The organism is Pseudoxanthomonas suwonensis, assembly GCF_000972865.1.
GTDB lineage: Bacteria > Pseudomonadota > Gammaproteobacteria > Xanthomonadales > Xanthomonadaceae > Pseudoxanthomonas > Pseudoxanthomonas suwonensis_B.
The window spans coordinates 293534-313957 of record NZ_CP011144.1 but is presented as its reverse complement, the minus strand read 5'-3'; the positions used below and the strand labels follow the sequence as shown (position 1 = coordinate 313957).

General features: G+C 71.1%; 20 protein-coding genes. 14 read left to right on the top strand and 6 right to left on the bottom strand.

The window, feature by feature from the left end; translation table 11 throughout:
• The first annotated feature begins 39 nt into the window (after positions 1–39).
• The 5 genes from ubiG to WQ53_RS01315 all read left to right on the top strand — a co-directional run bounded on the left by ubiG (position 40) and on the right by WQ53_RS01315 (position 4836).
• Positions 40–759 carry a bifunctional 2-polyprenyl-6-hydroxyphenol methylase/3-demethylubiquinol 3-O-methyltransferase UbiG gene (gene ubiG, locus WQ53_RS01335; RefSeq protein WP_052629661.1) on the top strand — a complete coding sequence of 240 codons (720 nt, stop codon included), beginning with the start codon at positions 40–42 and terminating at the stop codon, positions 757–759.
• A gap of 2 nt (positions 760–761) precedes the next feature.
• Complete coding sequence (locus tag WQ53_RS01330) at positions 762–1445, top strand: phosphoglycolate phosphatase (RefSeq protein ID WP_052629659.1); 684 nt, start codon at positions 762–764, stop codon at positions 1443–1445.
• Positions 1446–1565: 120 nt separating this feature from the next.
• Positions 1566–2291, top strand: a complete 726-nt coding sequence (locus tag WQ53_RS01325; RefSeq protein ID WP_052629657.1) for a squalene/phytoene synthase family protein — start codon at positions 1566–1568, stop codon at positions 2289–2291.
• 248 nt (positions 2292–2539) lie between these two features.
• Positions 2540–3481, top strand: coding sequence for a GTP cyclohydrolase FolE2 (folE2, locus tag WQ53_RS01320; protein ID WP_052629655.1), 942 nt, complete (start codon positions 2540–2542; stop codon positions 3479–3481).
• Between the two features lie 119 nt (positions 3482–3600).
• Complete coding sequence (locus tag WQ53_RS01315) at positions 3601–4836, top strand: threonine synthase (protein WP_052629653.1); 1236 nt, start codon at positions 3601–3603, stop codon at positions 4834–4836.
• A gap of 301 nt (positions 4837–5137) precedes the next feature.
• Here the strand turns inward: WQ53_RS01315 and WQ53_RS01310 are convergent, their stop codons facing one another.
• The 3 genes from WQ53_RS01310 to yidD form a co-directional block, all read right to left on the bottom strand.
• Positions 5138–5977: a M23 family metallopeptidase gene (locus tag WQ53_RS01310; RefSeq protein ID WP_052633835.1), complete on the bottom strand. Its 840-nt coding sequence runs from the start codon at positions 5975–5977 to the stop codon at positions 5138–5140.
• Positions 5978–6148: 171 nt separating this feature from the next.
• Positions 6149–7495, bottom strand: coding sequence for a dihydroorotase (locus tag WQ53_RS01305; protein ID WP_052629651.1), 1347 nt, complete (start codon positions 7493–7495; stop codon positions 6149–6151).
• Positions 7492–7740, bottom strand: a complete 249-nt coding sequence (gene yidD / locus WQ53_RS01300) for a membrane protein insertion efficiency factor YidD (protein WP_236685968.1) — start codon at positions 7738–7740, stop codon at positions 7492–7494. Before yidD ends, WQ53_RS01305 begins: the two co-directional genes overlap by 4 nt.
• Before the next feature lie 117 nt (positions 7741–7857).
• Between yidD and dksA the strand changes: the two genes are divergently transcribed.
• Entirely contained in the window at positions 7858–8886 is a 1029-nt protein-coding gene (dksA, locus tag WQ53_RS16140; RefSeq protein WP_082112787.1) for an RNA polymerase-binding protein DksA, read from the top strand.
• A gap of 177 nt (positions 8887–9063) precedes the next feature.
• On the opposite strand, the gene WQ53_RS01285 is transcribed toward dksA, so the two are convergent.
• From WQ53_RS01285 to cysS, 3 genes are all read right to left on the bottom strand, one after another.
• Positions 9064–10287, bottom strand: a complete 1224-nt coding sequence (locus tag WQ53_RS01285; protein ID WP_428992297.1) for an MFS transporter — start codon at positions 10285–10287, stop codon at positions 9064–9066.
• A gap of 19 nt (positions 10288–10306) precedes the next feature.
• Positions 10307–10744 (bottom strand): SufE family protein, encoded by a 438-nt coding sequence (locus WQ53_RS01280; RefSeq protein WP_052629647.1) that lies wholly within the window; start codon positions 10742–10744, stop codon positions 10307–10309.
• A gap of 247 nt (positions 10745–10991) precedes the next feature.
• A complete protein-coding gene (gene cysS, locus WQ53_RS01275) occupies positions 10992–12359 on the bottom strand; it encodes a cysteine--tRNA ligase (RefSeq protein WP_052629646.1) in 1368 nt (455 codons plus the stop codon).
• A gap of 182 nt (positions 12360–12541) precedes the next feature.
• Between cysS and WQ53_RS01270 the strand changes: the two genes are divergently transcribed.
• The 8 genes from WQ53_RS01270 to argC all read left to right on the top strand — a co-directional run bounded on the left by WQ53_RS01270 (position 12542) and on the right by argC (position 20267).
• Positions 12542–13066 (top strand): hypothetical protein, encoded by a 525-nt coding sequence (locus WQ53_RS01270; RefSeq protein ID WP_052629645.1) that lies wholly within the window; start codon positions 12542–12544, stop codon positions 13064–13066.
• Between the two features lie 352 nt (positions 13067–13418).
• A complete protein-coding gene (locus tag WQ53_RS01265) occupies positions 13419–14426 on the top strand; it encodes an N-acetylornithine carbamoyltransferase (protein ID WP_052629644.1) in 1008 nt (335 codons plus the stop codon).
• A gap of 46 nt (positions 14427–14472) precedes the next feature.
• The gene (locus tag WQ53_RS01260) at positions 14473–15681 is read left to right on the top strand and encodes an argininosuccinate synthase (RefSeq protein ID WP_052629643.1); all 1209 of its coding nucleotides are present in this window, start codon (positions 14473–14475) and stop codon (positions 15679–15681) included.
• 13 nt (positions 15682–15694) lie between these two features.
• Positions 15695–16162, top strand: a complete 468-nt coding sequence (locus WQ53_RS01255; RefSeq protein WP_052629642.1) for a GNAT family N-acetyltransferase — start codon at positions 15695–15697, stop codon at positions 16160–16162.
• 175 nt (positions 16163–16337) lie between these two features.
• Positions 16338–16778: a GNAT family N-acetyltransferase gene (locus WQ53_RS01250; RefSeq protein WP_052629641.1), complete on the top strand. Its 441-nt coding sequence runs from the start codon at positions 16338–16340 to the stop codon at positions 16776–16778.
• 13 nt (positions 16779–16791) lie between these two features.
• Complete coding sequence (locus tag WQ53_RS01245; protein WP_052629640.1) at positions 16792–17922, top strand: acetylornithine deacetylase; 1131 nt, start codon at positions 16792–16794, stop codon at positions 17920–17922.
• A gap of 115 nt (positions 17923–18037) precedes the next feature.
• Entirely contained in the window at positions 18038–19303 is a 1266-nt protein-coding gene (locus tag WQ53_RS01240; RefSeq protein WP_236685967.1) for an acetylglutamate kinase, read from the top strand.
• A 10-nt stretch (positions 19304–19313) separates the two neighbouring features.
• The gene (gene argC / locus WQ53_RS01235) at positions 19314–20267 is read left to right on the top strand and encodes an N-acetyl-gamma-glutamyl-phosphate reductase (RefSeq protein WP_052629638.1); all 954 of its coding nucleotides are present in this window, start codon (positions 19314–19316) and stop codon (positions 20265–20267) included.
• The last annotated feature ends 157 nt before the right edge of the window (positions 20268–20424 follow it).

The window sequence follows — 20424 nt, the reverse complement described above, 5'->3', positions numbered from 1 at the left end:
AGCGCTTCGCGGGAACGACGGCATAGCGAGAATGCAGCCATGACCCACGCCGAAACGACCCACAACTACCACCAGGCCGAACTGGACAAGTTCGCCGCCTTGGCCAACCGCTGGTGGGACCCGGACGGCCCGCAGCGCGCGCTGCACGTGCTCAACCCCGTGCGCCTGGACTACGTGAGGCGGCGCGTGGCGCTGCCCGGCCTGCCGGTGTTGGACGTGGGCTGCGGCGGCGGCCTGCTCAGCGAGGCGCTGGCCAGGGCCGGCGCCCAGGTCACCGCGATCGACCTGGCCCCGGAACTGGTCAAGGTCGCGCGCCTGCACACGCTCGAATCGGGCGTGCAGGTCGACTACCAGGTCAAGGCGGTGGAGGCGCTGGCCGCCGAGCGGCCCGGCAGCTTCGGCGCGATCACCTGCATGGAGATGCTGGAGCACGTGCCGGACCCGGGCGCGATCGTCGCCGCCTGCGCCACGCTGCTGCGTCCGGGCGGGCGCCTGTTCCTGTCCACGCTCAACCGCACGCCGGCCGCGTTCGCGCTGGCGATCGTCGGCGCCGAGTACGTGGCGCGACTGCTGCCCCGGGGCACGCACCGCTACGCCGACTTCATCCGTCCCTCCGAACTGGCGGCCTGGCTGCGTGAGGCGGACCTGCAGATCGAGGACGTCAGCGGCCTGTTCTACGACCCGCTGCGCCAACGCGCGAGCCTGTCCAGGCGCACCGAGGTCAACTACCTGGCCTGCGCGGTCAAGGCGGAGGCCTGAGCATGGGCGTCGCGGTATCGCGCTTCCCGCGCGTGGCTCTGTTCGACCTGGACGGCACCCTGCTGGACAGCGCGCCGGACATGCTGGCCACCGCCAACCGCATGCTCGCCACCCGCGACCGCGCGCCGACCACGCTGGCGATGCTGCGCCAGCACGTATCCAAGGGTGCGCGGGCGATGATCGCGGCCAGCTTCCCTGAGCTGGATGCCGGGGGGCGCGAGGCGCTGGTGCCCGAGTTCCTGGCCATCTACCGCGAGGAACTGGGCCGGCACAGCGTGCTGTTCGACGGCGTGGCGGACATGTTGCAGGCGCTTGAGGACGACGGTGCGCGCTGGGGCATCGTCACCAACAAGCCCGAATACCTGGCCCGCGACGTGGTCGCCGGGCTGGGCTGGCAATCGCGCTGCGCGGTGCTGATCGGCGGCGACACCCTGGCCGAGAAGAAGCCGCACCCGCTGCCGCTGACCGAGGCGGCGGCGCGACTGGGCACGGACCCGGGCGCGTGCGTGTACGTCGGCGACGACGAGCGCGACGTGGCCGCCGCGCGCGCCGCGGGCATGCCTTCGATCGCGGTGCTGTGGGGCTACCGGCTCGACGGGGAGGACCCTGAGACCTGGCAGGCCGACGCCATCGCCCACCGGCCGCCGGAACTGCTGCAACCCGCCCTCTGGCCCCGCCGCCTGTAGGAGCCGGGTTCAGCCGGCGACACGGGTGTCGGAACCATGAAGGAGTCGCCTGTGCCGGCGTGGCATGTCGCCGGCTGAACCCGGCTCCTACAACAGCCAAGTGCGACGCAACGACCTTCGATGACCACCCCCACCGCCCTCGACAGCTTCCTCGACAAATGGCGCGCCCGCTGGCCGGAATGGGCCGTGGCCGAGGTGTTCGCTCCCGAAGGGCAGCGTGCGCGGACCCTGGCCTGGTTCGCCCTGCTGCAGGAGTTCGACGACATCCTCAACGTCGCTGGCGACCCGCTGCCGGCCGACGCCAAGCTCGGCTGGTGGGCGACCGAGCTGCGCGACTGGTCCGGGCATCGTTCCCGGCATCCGCTCGGGCGCCTGCTCGAACCGGTCCAGGCGCCATGGGCGCGGCTGGCCGATGCGCTGCCCGACCTGGTGCCCGCCCGCGGGCGGCCGGTCGACGGCGCCGCCGCGCTGGCGTCGCTGGCGGCCTATGCCGATGCCGTGGCCGACGCCGAGGCGGCGGTGCTGGGCGGGCCGCGGGCCTGGCCACAGGCGCTGGCCGCGCAGGTGCTGGCGACGCGGCTGGCCGAAGCCGGGCTGGAGGCGGTACCGCTGGCCCGGCCAGTGGACGAGGCCGGTGGCGCCGCCGCGCGCGAGCGCGCCCAGCGCGACTGGGCCGGCGAACTGCTCGACGCCTGGCCCTCGCGGCCGGGCGGGGCACCCGCGCGGCGGATGTGGTCGGCCTTCGCCCGCCATCGCCTGGGCCTGTTCGCCGATGGCCACCTGCCGCAGCCGGGCCGGCGCCCGCTGCGCACGCTCTGGCAGGCCTGGCGCGCGGCGCGGGCGTAGGGAGAGTCCCGGGCCGGCGCCCATCTTCGTCGGCCGTCCCGGATGCGCCACGGCGCCGTCGCCCATCCCCACGCCCCCACCCGTCGTATGGCCGTCATCCCCCCGCGCGACAGTCCGTTGCACGCCGTTCGGCAGCTGTGCGGCCGGCAGCGGCTACAATCCGACCCGAATCGGTCCCGATTCGATCATTTCCCGGATCGCCAGGCCCTCGAGCCGATCCGCCTTCCCCGCCGTTTCCAGTCGACCCCATGTCCGTTCCCGCCCCCGCAGCCCCCCACGTCGCCTCGCTGCCCGACGTCGCCCACCAGCCCGCCACCCTGGCGCGCCCGCTGGACTGGGTCGGCATGGAAGGCATCGCCCTCCCGGTGCGCGTGTCCGACGGCGCCGGCGGGCACGTCCAGGTCGCCGCCCGGGTGGACCTGTCGGTCGACCTGAAGCAGGCCGGCGAGCGCGGCATCCACATGTCGCGGCTGTACCTGCGGCTGCAGGAGGAACTGGCCCGCAACGAGGTCACCCCGGCCGGGCTGCGCCACGTCCTGCAGGGCAGCGTCGATTCGCAGGCCGGCCTGTCCAGCCGTGCGCGCCTGCGCCTGCGCTACGAGGCGCTGCTGCTGCGCCGCGCGCTGCGCAGCGACAACGCCGGCTGGAAGCGCTACCCGGTCGAGATCGAGGCGGTGCTCGAGCACGGCCACCTGAAGCTGGTGCTCGGCTTCGGCGTCGAATACTCCAGCACCTGCCCGTGCTCGGCCGCGCTGTCGCGGCAGGCCAACGCCGAACGCTTCGCCGAGGATTTCGCCGACGCACGGCCGATCTCCACCGGCGTGGTCCGCGACTGGCTCGCCTCCGAGCGCGGCATGGCCGCCACCCCGCACGCGCAGCGCAGCGAGGCCAGGGTCAAGGTCGAACTGCGCCCGCAGTTCGACGAACTGCCGCTGGTGGCGCTGGTCGACGCGCTGGAGGCGGCGCTGGGCACGCCGGTGCAGACCGCGGTCAAGCGCGAGGACGAGCAGGCCTTCGCCATGCTCAACGCCGAGAACCTGATGTTCTGCGAGGACGCCGCCCGCCGGGTGGCCTCGGTGCTGTCGGCCGACCCGCGCATCGAGCGCTACGAGGCCACCGTCTCCCACTTCGAGAGCCTGCACCCGCACGACGCGGTGGCCAGCGTCAGCGGGACCAATCCGGCACGCTGATCCGCCGCCGGCAGCCGCCGGCGCGAAGTCGACGTCACGCCCATGCGCGCCGGGTCGTCGCACGATCCGGCGGCCGTCGCCGGCGGTGCTATCCTGCGGCGCCCTCCGCGGCGCACGCCATGCAAGCGCAGCCCTCCGGCACCGGCAGCCATCTCTCGCACCTGTATTGCCCGAAGAGCGGCGAGCGCTACGACGCCGACCGGATCCAGCAGCTGAGCCGGATCGGCGCGCCGCTGCTGGCGGCCTACGACCTGGCGTCGCTGGCGCGGTCGTGGCGACCGGCGGACCTGGCCGGGCGCGAACCCACGCTCTGGCGCTACCGCGAACTGCTGCCGGTGCGCGATCCGGCGCACGTGGTCAGCCTCGGCGAAGGCTTCACGCCGTTGCTGCCATTGCCGCGTCTGGGTCGCGAACTGGGCATCGGCGGGCTGTGGATGAAGGACGAGGGCATCGTCCCGACCGGCTCGTTCAAGGCGCGCGGCGCCGCGGTCGGGGTTTCGCGGGCGCGCGAGCTCGGCGTGACCCGGCTGGCGATGCCGACCAACGGCAACGCCGGCGCGGCCTGGGCGCTGTACGCGGCGCGCGCGGGCATCCGCGCGACCATCGTGATGCCGAAGGACGCGCCGGCGATCACCCGTCAAGAGATAGCGATCTGCGGCGCCGACCTGTACCTGGTCGAAGGCCTGATCAGCGACGCCGGCCGGATCGTGGCCCAGGCGGTGGCCGAGGGCGGCCTGTACGACGCCTCCACGCTGAAGGAGCCGTACCGGATCGAGGGCAAGAAGACCATGGGCCTGGAGCTGGCCGAGCAGTGCGGCTGGCGCCTGCCCGACGTGATCCTGTACCCGACCGGCGGCGGCGTCGGTCTGATCGGCCTCCACAAGGCGTTCAAGGAACTGCGCGAACTGGGCTGGATCGACCCGTCGCGTCCGTTGCCGCGGCTGGTGGCGGTGCAGGCCAGCGGCTGCGCGCCGATCGTGCGCGCCTGGGAGGCGCGCGCGACGGTCTCGGAGTTCTGGCCGGATTCGCGCACGGTGGCCTTCGGCATCAACGTGCCCAAGGCGCTGGGCGACTTCCTGGTGCTGGAGGCGCTGTACGAGAGCGAAGGCTGCGCGGTCGCGGTGGACGACGACGACCTGCTGGCCGCGCAGCGCCGCGCGGCCGAATGCGAGGGCGCCTTCGTCTGCCCGGAGGGCGCGGCCTTGTTCGCCGCCGCGCGCGAGCTGCGCCGCAACGGCTGGATCCGGGGCGGGGAGCGGGTGGTGGCGCTCAACACCGGCGCTGGGATCAAGTACCCGGATACCTTCCGCGCCGACCCGCCGCTGCTGCAGCCCGGCGACCGCCTGCCGCTGTAGGAGCCGGGCTTGCCCGCGACCCGGCGCCGTCGGCACGGGCGACCAGGGCAAGTCCCTTGTTCGCATTCGCCGCGCGGCGGCGCGTGTGGCGCCCCTGCAAGCCACGTCGCGTCCACGTCGCGGTCCGGCAACCGATGGGAGACCGGCCCGTATGCCCGTCGCGGCACCCGTCCTGCGGTTTCGTTGCCCTCGGCGTGGGCGCAAAGTCACTGGGTCCCCGCCTGCGCGGGGATGACGGATGCGGAACGCTTGCATGGGTGGTTGAACGCGCCGCGCGCTGCGCAGAAAAACACCGGCGTGGCTACGGCGTCCGTTCCAATACCAGCAGCGGGTCGATGCGGGTATCGAACCAGTTCATCCCCCAGTGCAGGTGCGGTCCCGTCGCCCGCCCGGTCGCGCCCACCGCGCCGATCGTCTGCCCCTGTTCGACCCGGTCGCCGACCTTCACGTCGATCCGCGACAGGTGCAGGAAATTGGAGCTGATGCCGAAGCCGTGGTCGAGCAGCACGGTGCCGCCGGTCAGGTACAGATCGGGATCGGCGAAGGTGACCACGCCGGCGGCCGGCGCCTTGACCGGGGTGCCGGTCGGCGCGGCGATGTCCATGCCCGAGTGCGGCGAACCGGGCTTGCCGTTGTAGACGCGCTGGTTGCCGAAGCGGCCGCTGATCCGGCCCTGCACCGGCCACACGAAGGGCCGGGCGAAATCGGCGCGGTCGTCGTCGCGCGCGCGCGCGGCGGTGACCCGGGCCTGTTCGCGGCGGATGCGCTCGGCGATCGCCGGAGGTGGATCCACTGTCTTCGGCGGCACGCCGTCCACGCGCTGCACCGGCCAGTCGCGCGGCGTCACCGCGATGCTGGCGTCGGCGCGGCTGCCGTCCGGGCGGACCACGGCCACCCGCACCGGCCCGGCTTCGTCGCGGCCGATGCCGAACACCACGGTGCCGTAGCCGGTGGTGCGCAGCCGCCGGCCGGCGACCTCGACGCGGCTGCCCGGCGGCACCTTGCCCAGCACCATCGAGCCCTGCGGGACGCTGGCGGGGAACACGACGCGTTGGTCGGCGGCGACCTGTGCGTCCTGGGCTTGCGCGGGCAGGGCAGGCGAAAAGAACGCCGCGAAGGCGGAAAGGACAACGACCGTCATCCCGGCGAAGCGCTTCATCACAGCCGAAGCGATCTATAACAGCCGAATGGCTGGTAATGGCTGGTCACGCCGGGACCCAGTGCCTTTCGGACAGGCCGCGGCGATCCGCACGGAAGTCGCCGGGTCCCGGCGTTCGCCGGGACGACGGGCGAACGTGAATTCCCGCCTCGCTCAACGCGCGAATTCCAGCCGCTGCCCGGCCGGCGTGCCGATCAGTTCGCGGCCGTTCCAGGCCAGGCGCCCGTTGACCCAGGTCGCGCCGATCCTGGACCGGAACGTCGTGCCCTCGAACGGCGACCAGCCGCACTTGGACAGCACGTCCTCGCGGCGCACGGTCAGCGGTTCGTCGTCCACCAGTACCAGGTCGGCCCAGTAGCCCTCGCGCAGGTAACCGCGCTCGGCCACGTCGAACAGCTGCGCCGGCGCGTGCGCGGTCTTCTGCACCACCCGGGCGATGTCCAGGCGCTTCTCGTGCACCAGCTCGATCGCCGCCAGCAGCGCGTACTGCACCAGCGGCAGGCCGGACGGCGCCTGCAGGTAGGGCTTCTGCTTCTCCTCCAGCGTGTGCGGCGCGTGGTCGGTGGCCAGCACGTCGACCACGTCCTCCACCAGCGCCTTGATCAGCGCCTCGCGGTCGGAAGCGTCCTTGATCGCCGGGTTGCACTTGATGAAGTTGCCCAGCCGCGCGTAGTCGGCGCGGTCGAAGCGCAGGAAGTGGACGCAGGTCTCGGCAGTGATGCGCTTGCGCGCGCCGTCGGCGTGGACCAGCGGGCCGCGCTGGAACAGGGCCAGCTCGTCGGCGGTGGAGATGTGCAGCACGTGCAGGCGGGTGCCGTGCTTGCGCGCCAGCGACAGCGCCAGCCGGGTCGACTTGATGCAGGCCTCGCGCGAGCGGATGTCCGGGTGCATCTCCGCGGTCAGGCCGTCCTCGCCGTACCTGGCCTTGAATTCGGCCAGGGTGCGGTCGATGGTCGGCGTGTCCTCGCAGTGGGTGATGATCGGCGTGGGCGCCTCGCGGAAGATGCCGTCCAGCGTGTCCGGGTCGTCGACCAGCATGTTGCCGGTGGACGCGCCCATGAACACCTTGATGCCCGGCGCGGACTTCGGGTCGAGCGTGCGCACCGCCTCGAGGTTGTCGTTGCTGGCGCCCAGGTAGAAGCCGTAGTTGCCCCAGGCACGGCTCTTGGCCAGGTCGTACTTGGACTCCAGCTTCGCCGCGTCGAGTGCGGGCGGGTTGGTGTTGGGCATGTCCATGAAACTGGTCAGCCCGCCGGCCACCGCCGCGGCCGATTCGCTGGCGATATCGCCCTTGTGGGTCAGGCCGGGCTCGCGGAAATGGACCTGGTCGTCGATCATGCCCGGCAGCAGCCAGCGGCCGGCCGCGTCCACCACCTTCTCGTCCGAGCGCGCCTGCAGCCCGCTGCCGATCGCGGCGATGCGGCCGTGCTCGATACGCAGGTCGCCGTCGAACTCGCGGCCTTCGTTGACCAGGCGGGCGTTGACGATCAGTGTGCTCATCGATGGTGTCCTGCGCAGGAGCGGGAGTGGGCGTGTCCGGGTTTTTCCGGCACCGGATCGATGCCGCCCGGGTGCAGCGGATGGCAGCGGGCCAGGCGGCGCATGGCCAGCCAGCCGCCGCGCAGGGTCCCGTGGCGCGCGATCGCCTGCATCGCGTATTCAGAGCAGCTGGGCACGAAGCGGCAGCGCGGGCCGAGCAGGGGGCTGATGAAGCGCTTGTAGCCGCGCAACACCAGAATGAGCATGCGGTCGATCACCCGGCCATGATACCCGCCGGCGCTCGAGGTTGCCGCGTCGGGTGGGGTGAGCTATAAAGGCGCGCTTTCCCGGCAACGGGGAAATCCAGAGAGGAACCTTCGTACGTGGCTGCCAAGAAACCCGTGAAGAAGGCCGCCAAGCCGGCCAAGAAGCCCGCCGCTCCCGCCAAGAAGGCCGTCGCCAAGAAGCCTGCGGCCAAGACCCCGCAAAAGGGGGCCAAGGCTGCCGCACCGGCCAAGCCGGCCAAGAAGGCTGCGCCCAAGCCGGCGGCGAAGAAGACGGTGAAGGCGCCGGCCAAGGCCGCCAAGCCGGTGGCGAAGAAGCCGGCCGCGAAGGCCCCGCAGAAGGTGACCAAGGCGGCCCCGGTGGCCAAGGCGCCGGCGAAGAAGGTTCCCGCCAAGAAATCCGCGAACAAGCCGGCCCCCAAGCCCGCTCCGACGCCCGCCCCCACCAAGCCGACGCCCGCCAAGGCCGCGCCTGTGAAGTCCGCTCCCGCGAAAGCGCCGGCGGCTGCCAGGCCGGTCCCGGCCCCGGCTCCAGCAGCATCCAAGCCAGTGCCCGCATCGAAATCCCCCAGCAAGAATCCCGTCAAACCCGCCGCCCCGGCGCCGGCCCTGCCCAAGGGCAAGGTCGCCGTCGCCGTGGTCTCCAGGAAGACCGAAGCGCCGCAACCGCGTGCCTCCGGCCGCCCCGTCGACTACAAGGTCGACGAGGCCACCGGCCGCCCGCTCCTGCCCAAGGGCTACCGCCCCTCGGTCGGCGAGGAGTACATGAACCCGCTGCAGCAGGAGTACTTCCGCCAGCGGCTGCTGCAGTGGCGCGCCGACCTGGTCGAGGAGTCCAAGCAGACCATCGAGAACCTCAAGGACGAAGTGCGCGACATCGGCGACGAGGCCGAGCGTGCCACCCGCGAGACCGAGAACTCGCTGGAACTGCGCACCCGCGACCGCTACCGCAAGCTGATCGGCAAGATCGACAGCACGCTCAAGCGCCTGGAAGCCGGCGACTACGGCTATTGCGTCGACACCGGCGAGGAAATCGGCCTGGAGCGCCTGGACGCGCGCCTGACCGCCGAGCGCACCATTGACGCGCAGGAACGCTGGGAGCACATGCAGAAGCAGCAGGGCGAGTAGTCCGCCCCGCGCCGCCGATGTACCGAGCGAAGCCCGCCATCCGGCGGGCTTCGCCGTTTCCGGGTTCCTTTTTGTAGGAGCCGGGTTCAGCCGGCGACACGGGCGTCGGGAAAATGAGGGCGTCGCCTGTGCCGACGTGGCGTGTCGCCGGCTGAACCCGGCTCCTACACGCACGACCTATTGGAGCTCCTTGAGGTCCAGCCGCCGCAGCCGCGGCGCCTTCACCGCGGTCACCCCGACCACGCCCAGGGTCACGAAGCCGCCCAGCACCACCGCCGGCACCAGCCCCAGCAGCCGCGCCATCGAGCCGGCGTAGAACGCGCCCAGTTCGTTGGACGAGCCGATGAAGATGCCGTTGATCGAGGCCACCCGGCCGCGCATGCCGTCGGGCGTGACCAGCTGCATGATGGTCGTGCGCAGCACCACCGACACGCCATCGCACACGCCCGACAGCAGCAGGAACAGCGCCGACAGCCAGAAGTGCCGCGACAGGCCAAAACCGATGATGCACAGGCCGAACCCGGCCACCGCCCACAGCAGCAGGCGCCCGGCGTGGCGTCCCGGCGGCCGCCGCGCCAGCACGATGCCGACCGCCACCGCGCCCAGCGCCGGCGCCGCGCGCAGGATGCCCAGGCCCTGGGGCCCGTAGTGCAGGATTTCCTGGATGAAGGCCGGCGCCAGCGAGATCGCGCCGCCGAACAGCACCGCGAACAGGTCCAGCACCTGCGCGGCGAGCATGACCTGGTTGTTGAACACGAAGCGCAGGCCCACGGCGATACTGCCGAACACCGGCGCGCGCGGCCCGTCGGTGCGTGGCTCGGCCACCCGCAGCGCCAGCAGCACGCCGCCGGCTACCAGCGCCAGCAGGGCCGCCAGCGCGTAGGCGGCGGTCTTGCCGGCCCAGCCGACCATGATCCCGCCCAGTGCCGGACCACAGACCAGCGCGGTCTGGAACGCGATGCTGCCGATGCTGGCGCCGCGCGCGAATTGTTCGCGGCGCAGCACCTGGGCGAACAGCGCGGTGTAGACCGGGGTCAGGAACGAGCGGACCAGGCCGGTGAGCACGATCGCCGCGTAGATCGGCCAGGTCTGGCCGGGCGCCAGGTGGCCGGCGGAGATCAGCGTGAGCAGCAGCGCGGTGGTGGCCAGCCCGGCGCAGGCGGCGGCACCGAGCCGGCGCTTGGGCAGGTGGTCGACCAGGTAGCCGGCGAACAGTGCCGTGCCGATGAACGGCAGCACCTCGGCCAGGCCGACCAGGCCCAGCGAGAACGGATTGCGGGTCAGCTCGTAGACGTGCCAGCCGACCGTGACCGCGACGATCTGGTAGGACAGGATCGCGCACAGCCGGTAGCCGAGCAGGACGCGGTAGCCCGGCTCGCGCAGCGGCGACGGGACCGCCAGGGCCGGCGCCGCGTCCACCTCAGGCCTGGTGGCGGGCGGTGTCGCGGATGAAGGCCAGCAGCGAGGCCAGGCCGTTGCTGCGGGTCGGGGAAAGGTGCCTGGCCAGGCCGATGTCGGCGATGTAGTCCGGCTCGGTGGCCAGGATCTCCGCCGCGGAGCGGCCCGAATACACGCGCAGGGCCAGGAAGATCAGTCCGGAAACGATGGCCGAGTCGCTGACCGCGTGGAAATCCAGCCGCTCGCGGTTGCCCTGCGGCACGATCCAGACCAGCGACTGGCAGCCGAGCAGGCGGTGCTGCTCGCTCTTCCATTCCTCCGGGAACGGCGGCAGCTTGCGGCCCAGGTCGATCAGGTACTGGTAGCGCTCGGACCAGTCGGCGAAGAAGGCGAACTCTTCCTTGATCGCGGCTTGCGCGAGCGCGGCGGTGGGTTCGAGCGGGAAGGGGGTATCGGGCATTGCGGTTCCTGTGTGGGCTCCCCCTCGCAGGAAGGAGCCGCTCTTGCTTGAGCCCCTCTCCCGCCGGGAGAGGGGTTGGGGAGGGTAGGGGAGCGAAGCCCCTTCGCGGCGCGCGGCCACCCGTCGCTTTTCCGAACCCTCATCCGGCCCTTCGGGCCACCTTCTACCCCGAGGGCACCTGGTCCCGGAGGGAGAAGAGAAAAGCATGCAGTCGTCTCCCGAGGAGGGGAGTCCCAAAAGGAAAAAGCTAGCCGCGTTTCCAGCGCACGCCCTGCGGCGTGTCCTCCAGCAGCACACCCTCCGCCGCCAACTGCTCGCGGATCGCATCGGCCCGTGCGAAGTCGCGCGCCTGCTTGGCCGCAGTGCGTTCCTCCACCAGCGCCTGGATGCGCGCATCGTCCTCGCCGGAGGCGCCGCGGTTGAACCACTCCCCCGGCGCCTGCTGCAGCAGGCCCAGCGCCAGGCCGGCGCCGAGCAACTCGCCCTTGAGCCGGGCCTTGTCCGCGTCGATCGCGGCCTTGCGCGCCTCGCCGGCGATCCGCGCCACCTCGGCCAGCGCCAGCGGCGTGTTGAGGTCGTCCTCCAGCGCGTCCTCGACCGAGGTGGGAATGGCGGCCTGCGCCTCGACATCGGCCAGGTCGCGCAGCGTCCCGTACAGCCGGTCCAGGGTGCGCACCGACTGCTCGATCAGCGCGTCGGACCAGTCCAGCGGCTGCCGGTAGTGGGCCGAGAGCAGCGCGTAGCGCAGCGCCTCGGGCGGGTGCCGGCGGACCAGGTCGTGGACCTTCTCGATGTTGCCCAGCGACTTGCTCATCTTGGCGCCGCCGAAGTTGAGCATGCCGTTGTGCAGCCAGAAACGGGCGAAAATCGCGCCGCCGTGCGCGCACTGGCTCTGCGCGATCTCGTTCTCGTGGTGCGGGAACTGCAGGTCGATGCCGCCGGCGTGGATGTCGATGGTCCGGCCCAGGTGCGCCCCGGCCATCGCCGAGCACTCGATGTGCCAGCCCGGGCGACCGCGGCCCCACGGCGAGTCCCAGCCGGGCAGATCGTCGCTGGAGGGCTTCCACAGTACGAAATCGCCCGGATCGCGCTTGTAGGGCGCCACTTCCACCCGGGCCCCGGCCAGCATTTCCTCCGGGTCGCGGCGCGAGAGCTGGCCGTACTGCGGGAAGCTGGCGACCGCGAACAGCACGTGGCCCTGGGCCGCGTACGCGTGGCCGGCCTCGATCAGCCGCTCGATCATGGCCACGATCTGCGGGATGTGGGCGGTGGCCTCCGGCTCGATGTCCGGCGGGGCCACGCCGAGGGCGGCCATGTCCTCGCGGAAGGCCGCGGCGAAACGGTCGGTGATCGCCGAGATCGGCACGCCCTGCTCGGCGGCGGCGGCGTTGATCTTGTCGTCCACGTCGGTGATGTTGCGCGCGTAGCGCAGGCCGCCGTGGCGCCGGCGCAGCAGCGCGGCCAGGACCCCGAACACCACCGGGCCGCGGGCATTGCCGATGTGCACGTAGTTGTAGACCGTCGGCCCGCACACGTACATCGTCGGGCTGGCGGGATCGAGCGGGGCGAACGGCTCGACCTGGCGCGTGAGGCTGTTGTACAGGCGCAGGGGCATCGGCACGGGCGGTGGGGGCGGAAGAACCGTGGATTCTAGCCTGCCGCGGCCGCGCGCCGGCCCGGCCCCGCCTGGACGGAGGGGAAGGAAGGCGATGGATGGCGCGGCCCGGGCTCCCGGTTCAGCGGGCTGCAAGGCGCGTCGCCTAAACTGGCGTCTGATTCCTGTCGTCACCGGACCCGATGCGCCGCTTGCTGGAACTCACATTGCTGGGCATGGCCTGCTGCGCGTGGCAGCCGGCGATGGCGCAGGAAGGAGGCCAGTCCGGGGACCGGATCCGCGTGGTGCCGGTGGAGAACGTCAGGATCGACTATGCTCAGGTGCTGCGCGTGGAGCCGGTCTACCAGACCCTGCGCGCGTCGCGCACCGAGGAGCGCTGCGACCCGGTGCCGGCGGAGAAGCAGAAGCCGGCCGAGCAGCGGCAGGAGCCGGGGGTGTTCTCGCGGATGGTCGACTCGGTCAAGGGCATGTTCTCGCATGAGCAGGACGCCCCGTCGCCAGCGCCCGTTGCCCCGGCCACGCCCGAGAACTGCCGCCTGGTCCAGGTCGACCGCCAGTTCCAGCGCCCCATCGCCTACGACGTGGACTACGTCTACAAGGGCACCAAGTACCGCTCGCGCCTGGCCGAAGACCCGGGCAACCGGTTGCGCGTGCGCGTGGCGGTGACACCCTGGGAAGCCGAAGCGCCGCCCCTGCCGCCGCCCTGAGGCCGGTGTGCTGCGCCTCGCCGGGACGACGGTAGGCAATACTCCCCGGCGCCTGGGCGGCCCTCGGCGCTTGCGCGCCATGCGGGCGCATGCGACCATTCGCGCCCGATGAACACCGACCTGCAGCCGCACGCCGCCAGCGCCGCCCGGATGGCCTCCGGGATGACCTCGCGCGCGCGTCGACCGGAACCCCACCTTTCCGCTGGGTGACCGGAGCTTCGTGCTGTCCGTTCGGAAAACCCAGCCCCAGGCTGGGTTTTTTCGTTTCCGGCCCGGCGAAAGTTTCAGGCGCAAGAGAACCGCAACAACCAGGCCCGAATCTCGGGCATCCACCACCGCAAGGGAACGATCGATGTCGCTCAAGCACTTCCTCAACACCCAGGACTGGAGCCGTCCCGAGCTGGATGCGCTGCTGACCCAGGCCGCGCTGTTCAAGCGCAACAAGCTGGGCGGCGAGCTCAAGGGCAAGTCGATCGCGCTGGTGTTCTTCAACCCGTCCATGCGCACCCGCACCAGCTTCGAGCTGGGCGCGTTCCAGCTTGGCGGCCACGCCATCGTGCTGCAGCCGGGCAAGGACGCCTGGCCGATCGAGTTCGACCTGGGCACGGTGATGGACGGCGATACCGAGGAGCACATCGCCGAGGTGGCGCGGGTGCTGGCCCGCTACGTCGACCTGATCGGCGTGCGCGCGTTCCCGAAGTTCAAGGACTGGGCCTACGACCGCGAGGACCACGTGCTCAAGGCCTTCGCCAGGTACTCGACCGTGCCGGTGATCAACATGGAGACGATCACCCATCCGTGCCAGGAGCTGGCCCACGCGCTGGCCCTGCACGAGCACTTCGGCACCACCGACCTGCGCGGCAAGAAGTACGTGCTGACCTGGACCTACCACCCCAAGCCGCTGAACACCGCGGTGGCCAATTCGGCGCTGACCATCGCCACCCGCCTGGGCATGGACGTGACCCTGCTGTGCCCGACGCCCGAGTACCTGCTCGACGAGCGCTACATCGGCTGGGCGCAGCAGAACGTGGCCGAGAGCGGCGGCGCGTTCCAGGTCAGCCACGACATCGAGTCGGCCTATGCCGGCGCCGACGTGGTCTACGCCAAGAGCTGGGGCGCGCTGCCGTACTTCGGCAACTGGGAGCCCGAGAAGCCGATCCGCGACCGCTACCAGCACTTCATCGTCGACGAGGCGAAGATGGCGCTGACCAACAACGGCGTGTTCTCGCATTGCCTGCCGCTGCGCCGCAACGTCAAGGCGACCGACGCGGTGATGGATTCGCCCAACTGCATCGCGATCGACGAAGCCGAGAACCGCCTGCACGTGCAGAAGGCGGTGATGGCCGCACTGGTGTCCTGAGCCTCCGTCCCGCCCGACCCAACGAATTCCCCACGGAAATCCCGAAATGAGCACCAGTCCCAACACCTCCCGCGACATCGTCCTGGCCTTCTCCGGCGGCCTGGACACCAGTTTCTGCGTCCCGTACCTGAAGGAGCAAGGCTGGAACGTGCACACCGTGTTCGCCGACACCGGCGGCGTGGACGCCGAGGAGCGCGCCTACATCGAGCAGCGCGCCGCCGAGCTGGGCGTGGCCAGCCACGTCACCGTCGACGGCGGCGCGGCGATCTGGAACGGCTTCGTCAAGCCGTTCGTGTGGGCCGGCGAGGGCTACCAGGGCCAGTACCCGCTGCTGGTGTCCGACCGCTACCTGATCGTGGACGCGGCGCTGGCGCGCGCGGCCGAGCTGGGTACCAACGCGATCGCCCACGGCTGCACCGGCATGGGCAACGACCAGGTCCGCTTCGACCTGGCGGTCAAGGCGCAGGGCGACTACCGCATCGTCGCCCCGATCCGCGAGATCCAGAAGCAGCACACCCAGACCCGCGCCTACGAGCAGAAGTACCTGGAGGAGCGCGGCTTCGAGGTGCGGGCCAAGCAGAAGCACTACACCATCAACGAGAACCTGCTGGGCGTGACCATGTCCGGCGGCGAGATCGACAAGTGGGAAGCCCCGGGCGACGGCGCCCGCGGCTGGTGCGTGCCGCGCGCCTCCTGGCCGGCCGAGCCGCTGACGGTGACCCTGAAGTTCGTGCAGGGCGAGGCGGTGGAGCTGGACGGCAAGCCGCTGGAGGGCGCGAAGATCCTGGCGAAGCTCAACACCATGTTCGCCCAGTACGGCGTCGGCCGCGGCATGTACACCGGCGACACGGTGATCGGCCTGAAGGGCCGGATCGTGTTCGAGGCCCCGGGCCTGACCGCGCTGCTGGCCGCGCACCGCGCGCTGGAGGAGGCGGTGCTGAGCAAGCAGCAGAACCGCTTCAAGCCGGACGTGGCGCGCAAGTGGGTGGAGCTGGTCTACGAGGGCTTCTACCACGACCCGCTGAAGACCGACCTCGAAGCCTTCCTGGCGTCGTCGCAGGCGCAGGTCGACGGCGAAGTGGTGCTGGAGACCCGCGGCGGCCGCGTCGACGCGGTCGCGATCCGCTCGCCGCACATCCTCAACGCCAAGGGCGCCACCTACGCGCAGTCGGCCGACTGGGGCGTGGAAGAGGCCGAGGGCTTCATCAAGCTGTTCGGCATGAGCAGCACGCTGTGGGCCGAGGTCAACCGCTGAGGCCGATGGCGCGATGAGCGATGCAACCGCCACCGTGATCGAAGTACGCAGCGCCGGCCTGGACGACCTGCCGGCGCTGGCCGCGCTGTTCGACGGTTACCGGGTGTTCTACGGGCAGCCATCGGACCCGGTGCGGGCCGGCGCGTTCCTGCGCGAGCGGCTGGAGCGCGGCGATTCGTGGCTGTTGCTGGCGGTGGACGGGCAGGGTGCGGCGCTGGGCTTCGTCCAGCTGTATCCCTCGTTCACTTCGGTGGGCACGGCGCCGATCGAGATCCTCAACGACCTGTTCGTGGCGCCCGAGTCGCGCGGCCGTGGCGTGGCCCGGGCGCTGCTGCGCCGTGCGGCGGACGATGCGCGGGCGCGCGGCGCGGTGAAGCTGGTGCTGTCGACCGCGGTCGACAACGGGCCGGCGCAGGCGCTGTATGCCAGCGAGGGGTGGGAGCGGGACGGCGGCTTCGTTGAATATGCGAGGAGGCTGTAGTGGAGTATCTAGCCGCCATTTCCCCGGTTTCCGCGGACATCTCCAGTACCGTCGTTCCCGCGCAGGCGGGAACCCAGTGTCTTTGCTGCACGCCGGTAGGACACGTGGCGTCAAGTCGCTGGGTCCCCGCCTACGCGGGGACGACGGTGGTTCTTGCAGGGGAGTTCGATTGGCCATGAACGCACTGCGCATCAGCACCGACCGCGGCGAACTTGACGTGGACACCATCCACCGGTTCCTGTCGGAGGAGGCCTACTGGAGCCCCGGCATCCCGCGGGAGACGGTGGAGCGGGCGATCGCCGGTTCGCTTTGCTTCGGCGGGTACCTCGACGGCGCGGGCCAGGTGGCGTTCGCGCGGGTCATCACCGACTGCGCCACGTTCGCCTACCTGGCCGACGTGTTCGTGCTGCCGGAGCACCGCGGCCACGGCCACGGCAGGGCGCTGGTCGCCGCGGTGGTGGCGCACCCGGACCTGCAGGACCTGCGCCGCTTCATGCTGGCCACGTCCGATGCCCATGCGCTGTACGCCAGCTTCGGTTTCGAACCGGCCGAGCCGGGCAAGATGATGGAAATCGTCCTGGACGATCCCTACGGCGCCGCGGCAACCGGCCACTGACACGACCGATCCGATGACCGACCTGCTCGAATCCACCCTCGCGCACCTGGAGAAGCTGGTGTCCTTCGACACCCGCAACCCGCCGCGCGCGATCGCCGCCGAGGGCGGCATCTTCGGCTACCTGGCCGCGAACCTGCCCGGGTTCGACCTGCAGGTGGTCGATCACGGTGCCGGCGCGGTCAGCCTGTACGCGGTGCGCGGCAGGCCGAAGTACCTGTTCAACGTGCACCTGGACACGGTGCCGGACTCGCCGCACTGGAGCGCCGACCCGCACGTCATGCGCCGGCTGGACGACCGCGTGGTCGGCCTGGGCGTGTGCGACATCAAGGGCGCGGCCGCCGCGCTGGTGGCCGCTGCCCATGCCGGCGATGGCGATGCCGCGTTCCTGTTCTCCTCGGACGAGGAGGCCAACGATCCGCGCTGTATTGCTTCGTTCCTGGCCCGCGGCATCCCCTACGAGGCGGTGCTGGTGGCCGAGCCGACCATGGGCGAGGCGGTGCTGGCCCACCGCGGCATCGCCTCGGTGCTGATGCGGTTCACCGGCCGCGCCGGCCATGCCTCCGGCCAGCAGGACGCCGCGGCCAGCGCGCTGCACCAGGCCGTGCGCTGGGGTGACCGCGCGCTGGACCACGTGCAGTCGCTGGCCCACGCCCGCTTCGGCGGATTGACCGGCCTGCGTTTCAACATCGGCCGCATCGAGGGCGGGATCAAGGCCAACATGATCGCGCCGGAGGCCGAGCTGCGCTTCGGTTTCCGGCCGCTGCCGTCGATGGACGTCGACCAGCTGCTGGCCACCTTCGCCGGTTTCGCCGAGCCGGCCGCCGCGCACTTCGAAGAGACCTTCCGCGGGCCGAGCCTGCCTTCGGGAGACATCGCGCGTGCAGAAGAACGCCGCCTGGCCGCACGCGACGTCGCCGACGCGCTGGAGCTGCCGATCGGCAACGCGGTCGACTTCTGGACGGAGGCCTCGCTGTTCTCCGCCGGCGGCTACACCGCGCTGGTCTACGGCCCGGGCGATATCGCCCAGGCGCACACCGCCGACGAGTTCGTGACCCTGGAGCAGCTGCGGCGCTACGCCGCCTCGGTCCACCGGATTGTCAACGGCACCACTATCAACGGCACGACCATCCACGGCGCGGCGTGAGCGCGTCGCCGCCCCTTTCCACCGCTACCGCAGTACTGAAGCAGACCCCACCCCAGTGAACGTTCCCGCAACCCAGACCCAGACCCGCCAGACCATCGTGCGCCTGCTCTCGAGCATGGCCAGCGCGAAGGAGATCAGCCAGTACCTCAAGCGCTTCTCGCAGCTGGACGCCAAGCGCTTCGCCGTGGTCAAGGTCGGCGGCGCGGTGCTGCGCGACGACCTGGAGGCGCTGACCTCCTCGCTGACCTTCCTGCAGGAGGTCGGGCTGACCCCGATCGTGGTCCACGGCGCCGGCCCGCAGCTGGACGAGGAGCTGTCGGCGGCCGGGATCGAGAAGCAGACCGTCAACGGCCTGCGCGTGACCACGCCGCAGGCGCTGGCGATCGTGCGCAAGGTGTTCCAGGCCTCCAACCTGCAGCTGGTGGAGGCGCTGCAGCAGGCCGGCGCGCGCGCCACCTCGATCACCGGCGGCGTGTTCGAGGCCGAGTACCTGGACCGCGACACCTACGGCCTGGTCGGCGAGGTCAAGGCGGTGAACCTGGCGCCGATCGAGGCCAGCCTGCAGGCCGGCTCGATCCCGGTGATCGCCAGCCTCGGCGAGACCGCCGGCGGGCAGATCCTCAACGTCAACGCCGACTTCTCGGCCAACGAGCTGGTGCAGGTGCTGCAGCCGTACAAGATCATCTTCCTCACCGGCACCGGCGGCCTGCTGGACGAGCAGGGCAAGGTGATCGATTCGATCAACCTGTCCACCGAGTTCGAGCACCTGATGCAGCAGCCGTGGATCAACGGCGGCATGCGGGTGAAGATCCAGCAGATCAAGGACCTGCTCGACCGGCTGCCGCTGACCTCGTCGGTCTCGATCACCCGCCCGGCCGACCTGGCCAAGGAGCTGTTCACCCACAAGGGCTCCGGCACGCTGGTGCGGCGCGGCGAGAAGGTGCAGCGCGCCACTTCCTGGGACGAGCTGGACCTGGTCGCGCTGAAGACGCTGATCGAATCGAGCTTCGGCCGCGAGCTGGTGCCCGACTACTTCGAGCGCACCCGGCTGCTGCGCGCCTACGTCAGCGAGAACTACCGCGCCGCGGTGATCCTGGTCGACACCGGGGAGGGCGTGTACCTGGACAAGTTCGCCGTGCTCGACGACGCGCAGGGCGAAGGCCTGGGCCGGGCGGTGTGGAACGTGATGCGCGAGGAGACCCCGGCGCTGTTCTGGCGCTCGCGGCACAACAACCAGGTCAACATCTTCTACTACGCCGAGTCCGACGGCTGCATCAAGCAGGAGAAGTGGAAGGTGTTCTGGTACGGAATCGACGGGCTCGACCAGATCGGGCGCTGCGTCGCCCACTGCGCCACCCACCAGCCGACCCTGCTGGGCTGAGGAGAACAGCATGACTGCCGCGAAGAGAAGCATCGGCATCGTCGGCGCACGCGGGCACACCGGCGCCGAGCTGATCCACCTGGTGGCCGCGCACCCGGGGCTGGAACTGGCGTTCGTGTCCTCGCGCGAGCTGGACGGCCGGCGCGTGGCCGAGCACAGCGACGCCTACCGCGGCGAGCTGCGCTACGAGAACCTGGCCCACGAGCAGGTCGCGGCCAAGGGCGCCGACGTGGTCGTGCTGGCCCTGCCCAACGGCAAGTCGGCCGAGATCGTCGCCGGCATCGACGCGGCTGCGCCGGACACCCTGGTGGTCGACCTGTCGGCCGACCACCGCTTCGACCCAGCCTGGTATTACGGGCTGCCGGAGATCACCCGCGGCCACTACGCCGGCCAGAAGCGGATCAGCAACCCGGGCTGCTACGCCACCGCGATGCAGCTGGCGATCTGGCCGATGCTCGAGTACCTGGCCGGCCCGCCGCAGTGCTTCGGCGTCTCCGGCTATTCCGGCGCCGGCACCACGCCGTCGGACAAGAACGACGTCGGGCTGCTGCGCGACAACCTGATGCCGTACGCGCTGGTCGATCACCTGCACGAGCGCGAGGTCTCGGCGCAGCTGCGGGTGCCGGTGGAGTTCATGCCGCACGTGGCCCCGCATTTCCGCGGCATCACCCTGACCGCGAACCTGTGGCTGCGCGAGCCAGTGACCGCCGACTGGGTCCGCGCGCGCTACGAGCAACGCTACGCCGGCGAGCCGCTGGTGGACGTGGTCGAGCAGGCGCCGTGGGTCAGCCGCATCGCCGGCCGGCACGGGGTGGAGATCGGCGGCTTCGCGGTGGCGCCCGGTGGCAAGCGCCTGGTGGTGGTCGCCACCCTGGACAACCTGCTCAAGGGCGCGGCCACCCAGGCGATGCAGAACATCAACCTCGCGCTCGGGTTCGACGAGTTGACCGCGATTCCGGTGTAGGTTCTTGAGCCCCTCTCCCTTCGGCGACCGAAGGAAGTCCCCGTGGGAGAGAGGGGTTGGGGAGAGGGTACGGCGAAGCTGCGATTGTTCGAACGCCCGCCACTCCTCCGTACCCTCATCCGGCCCTCCGGGCCACCTTCTACCCCGAGGGCACCTT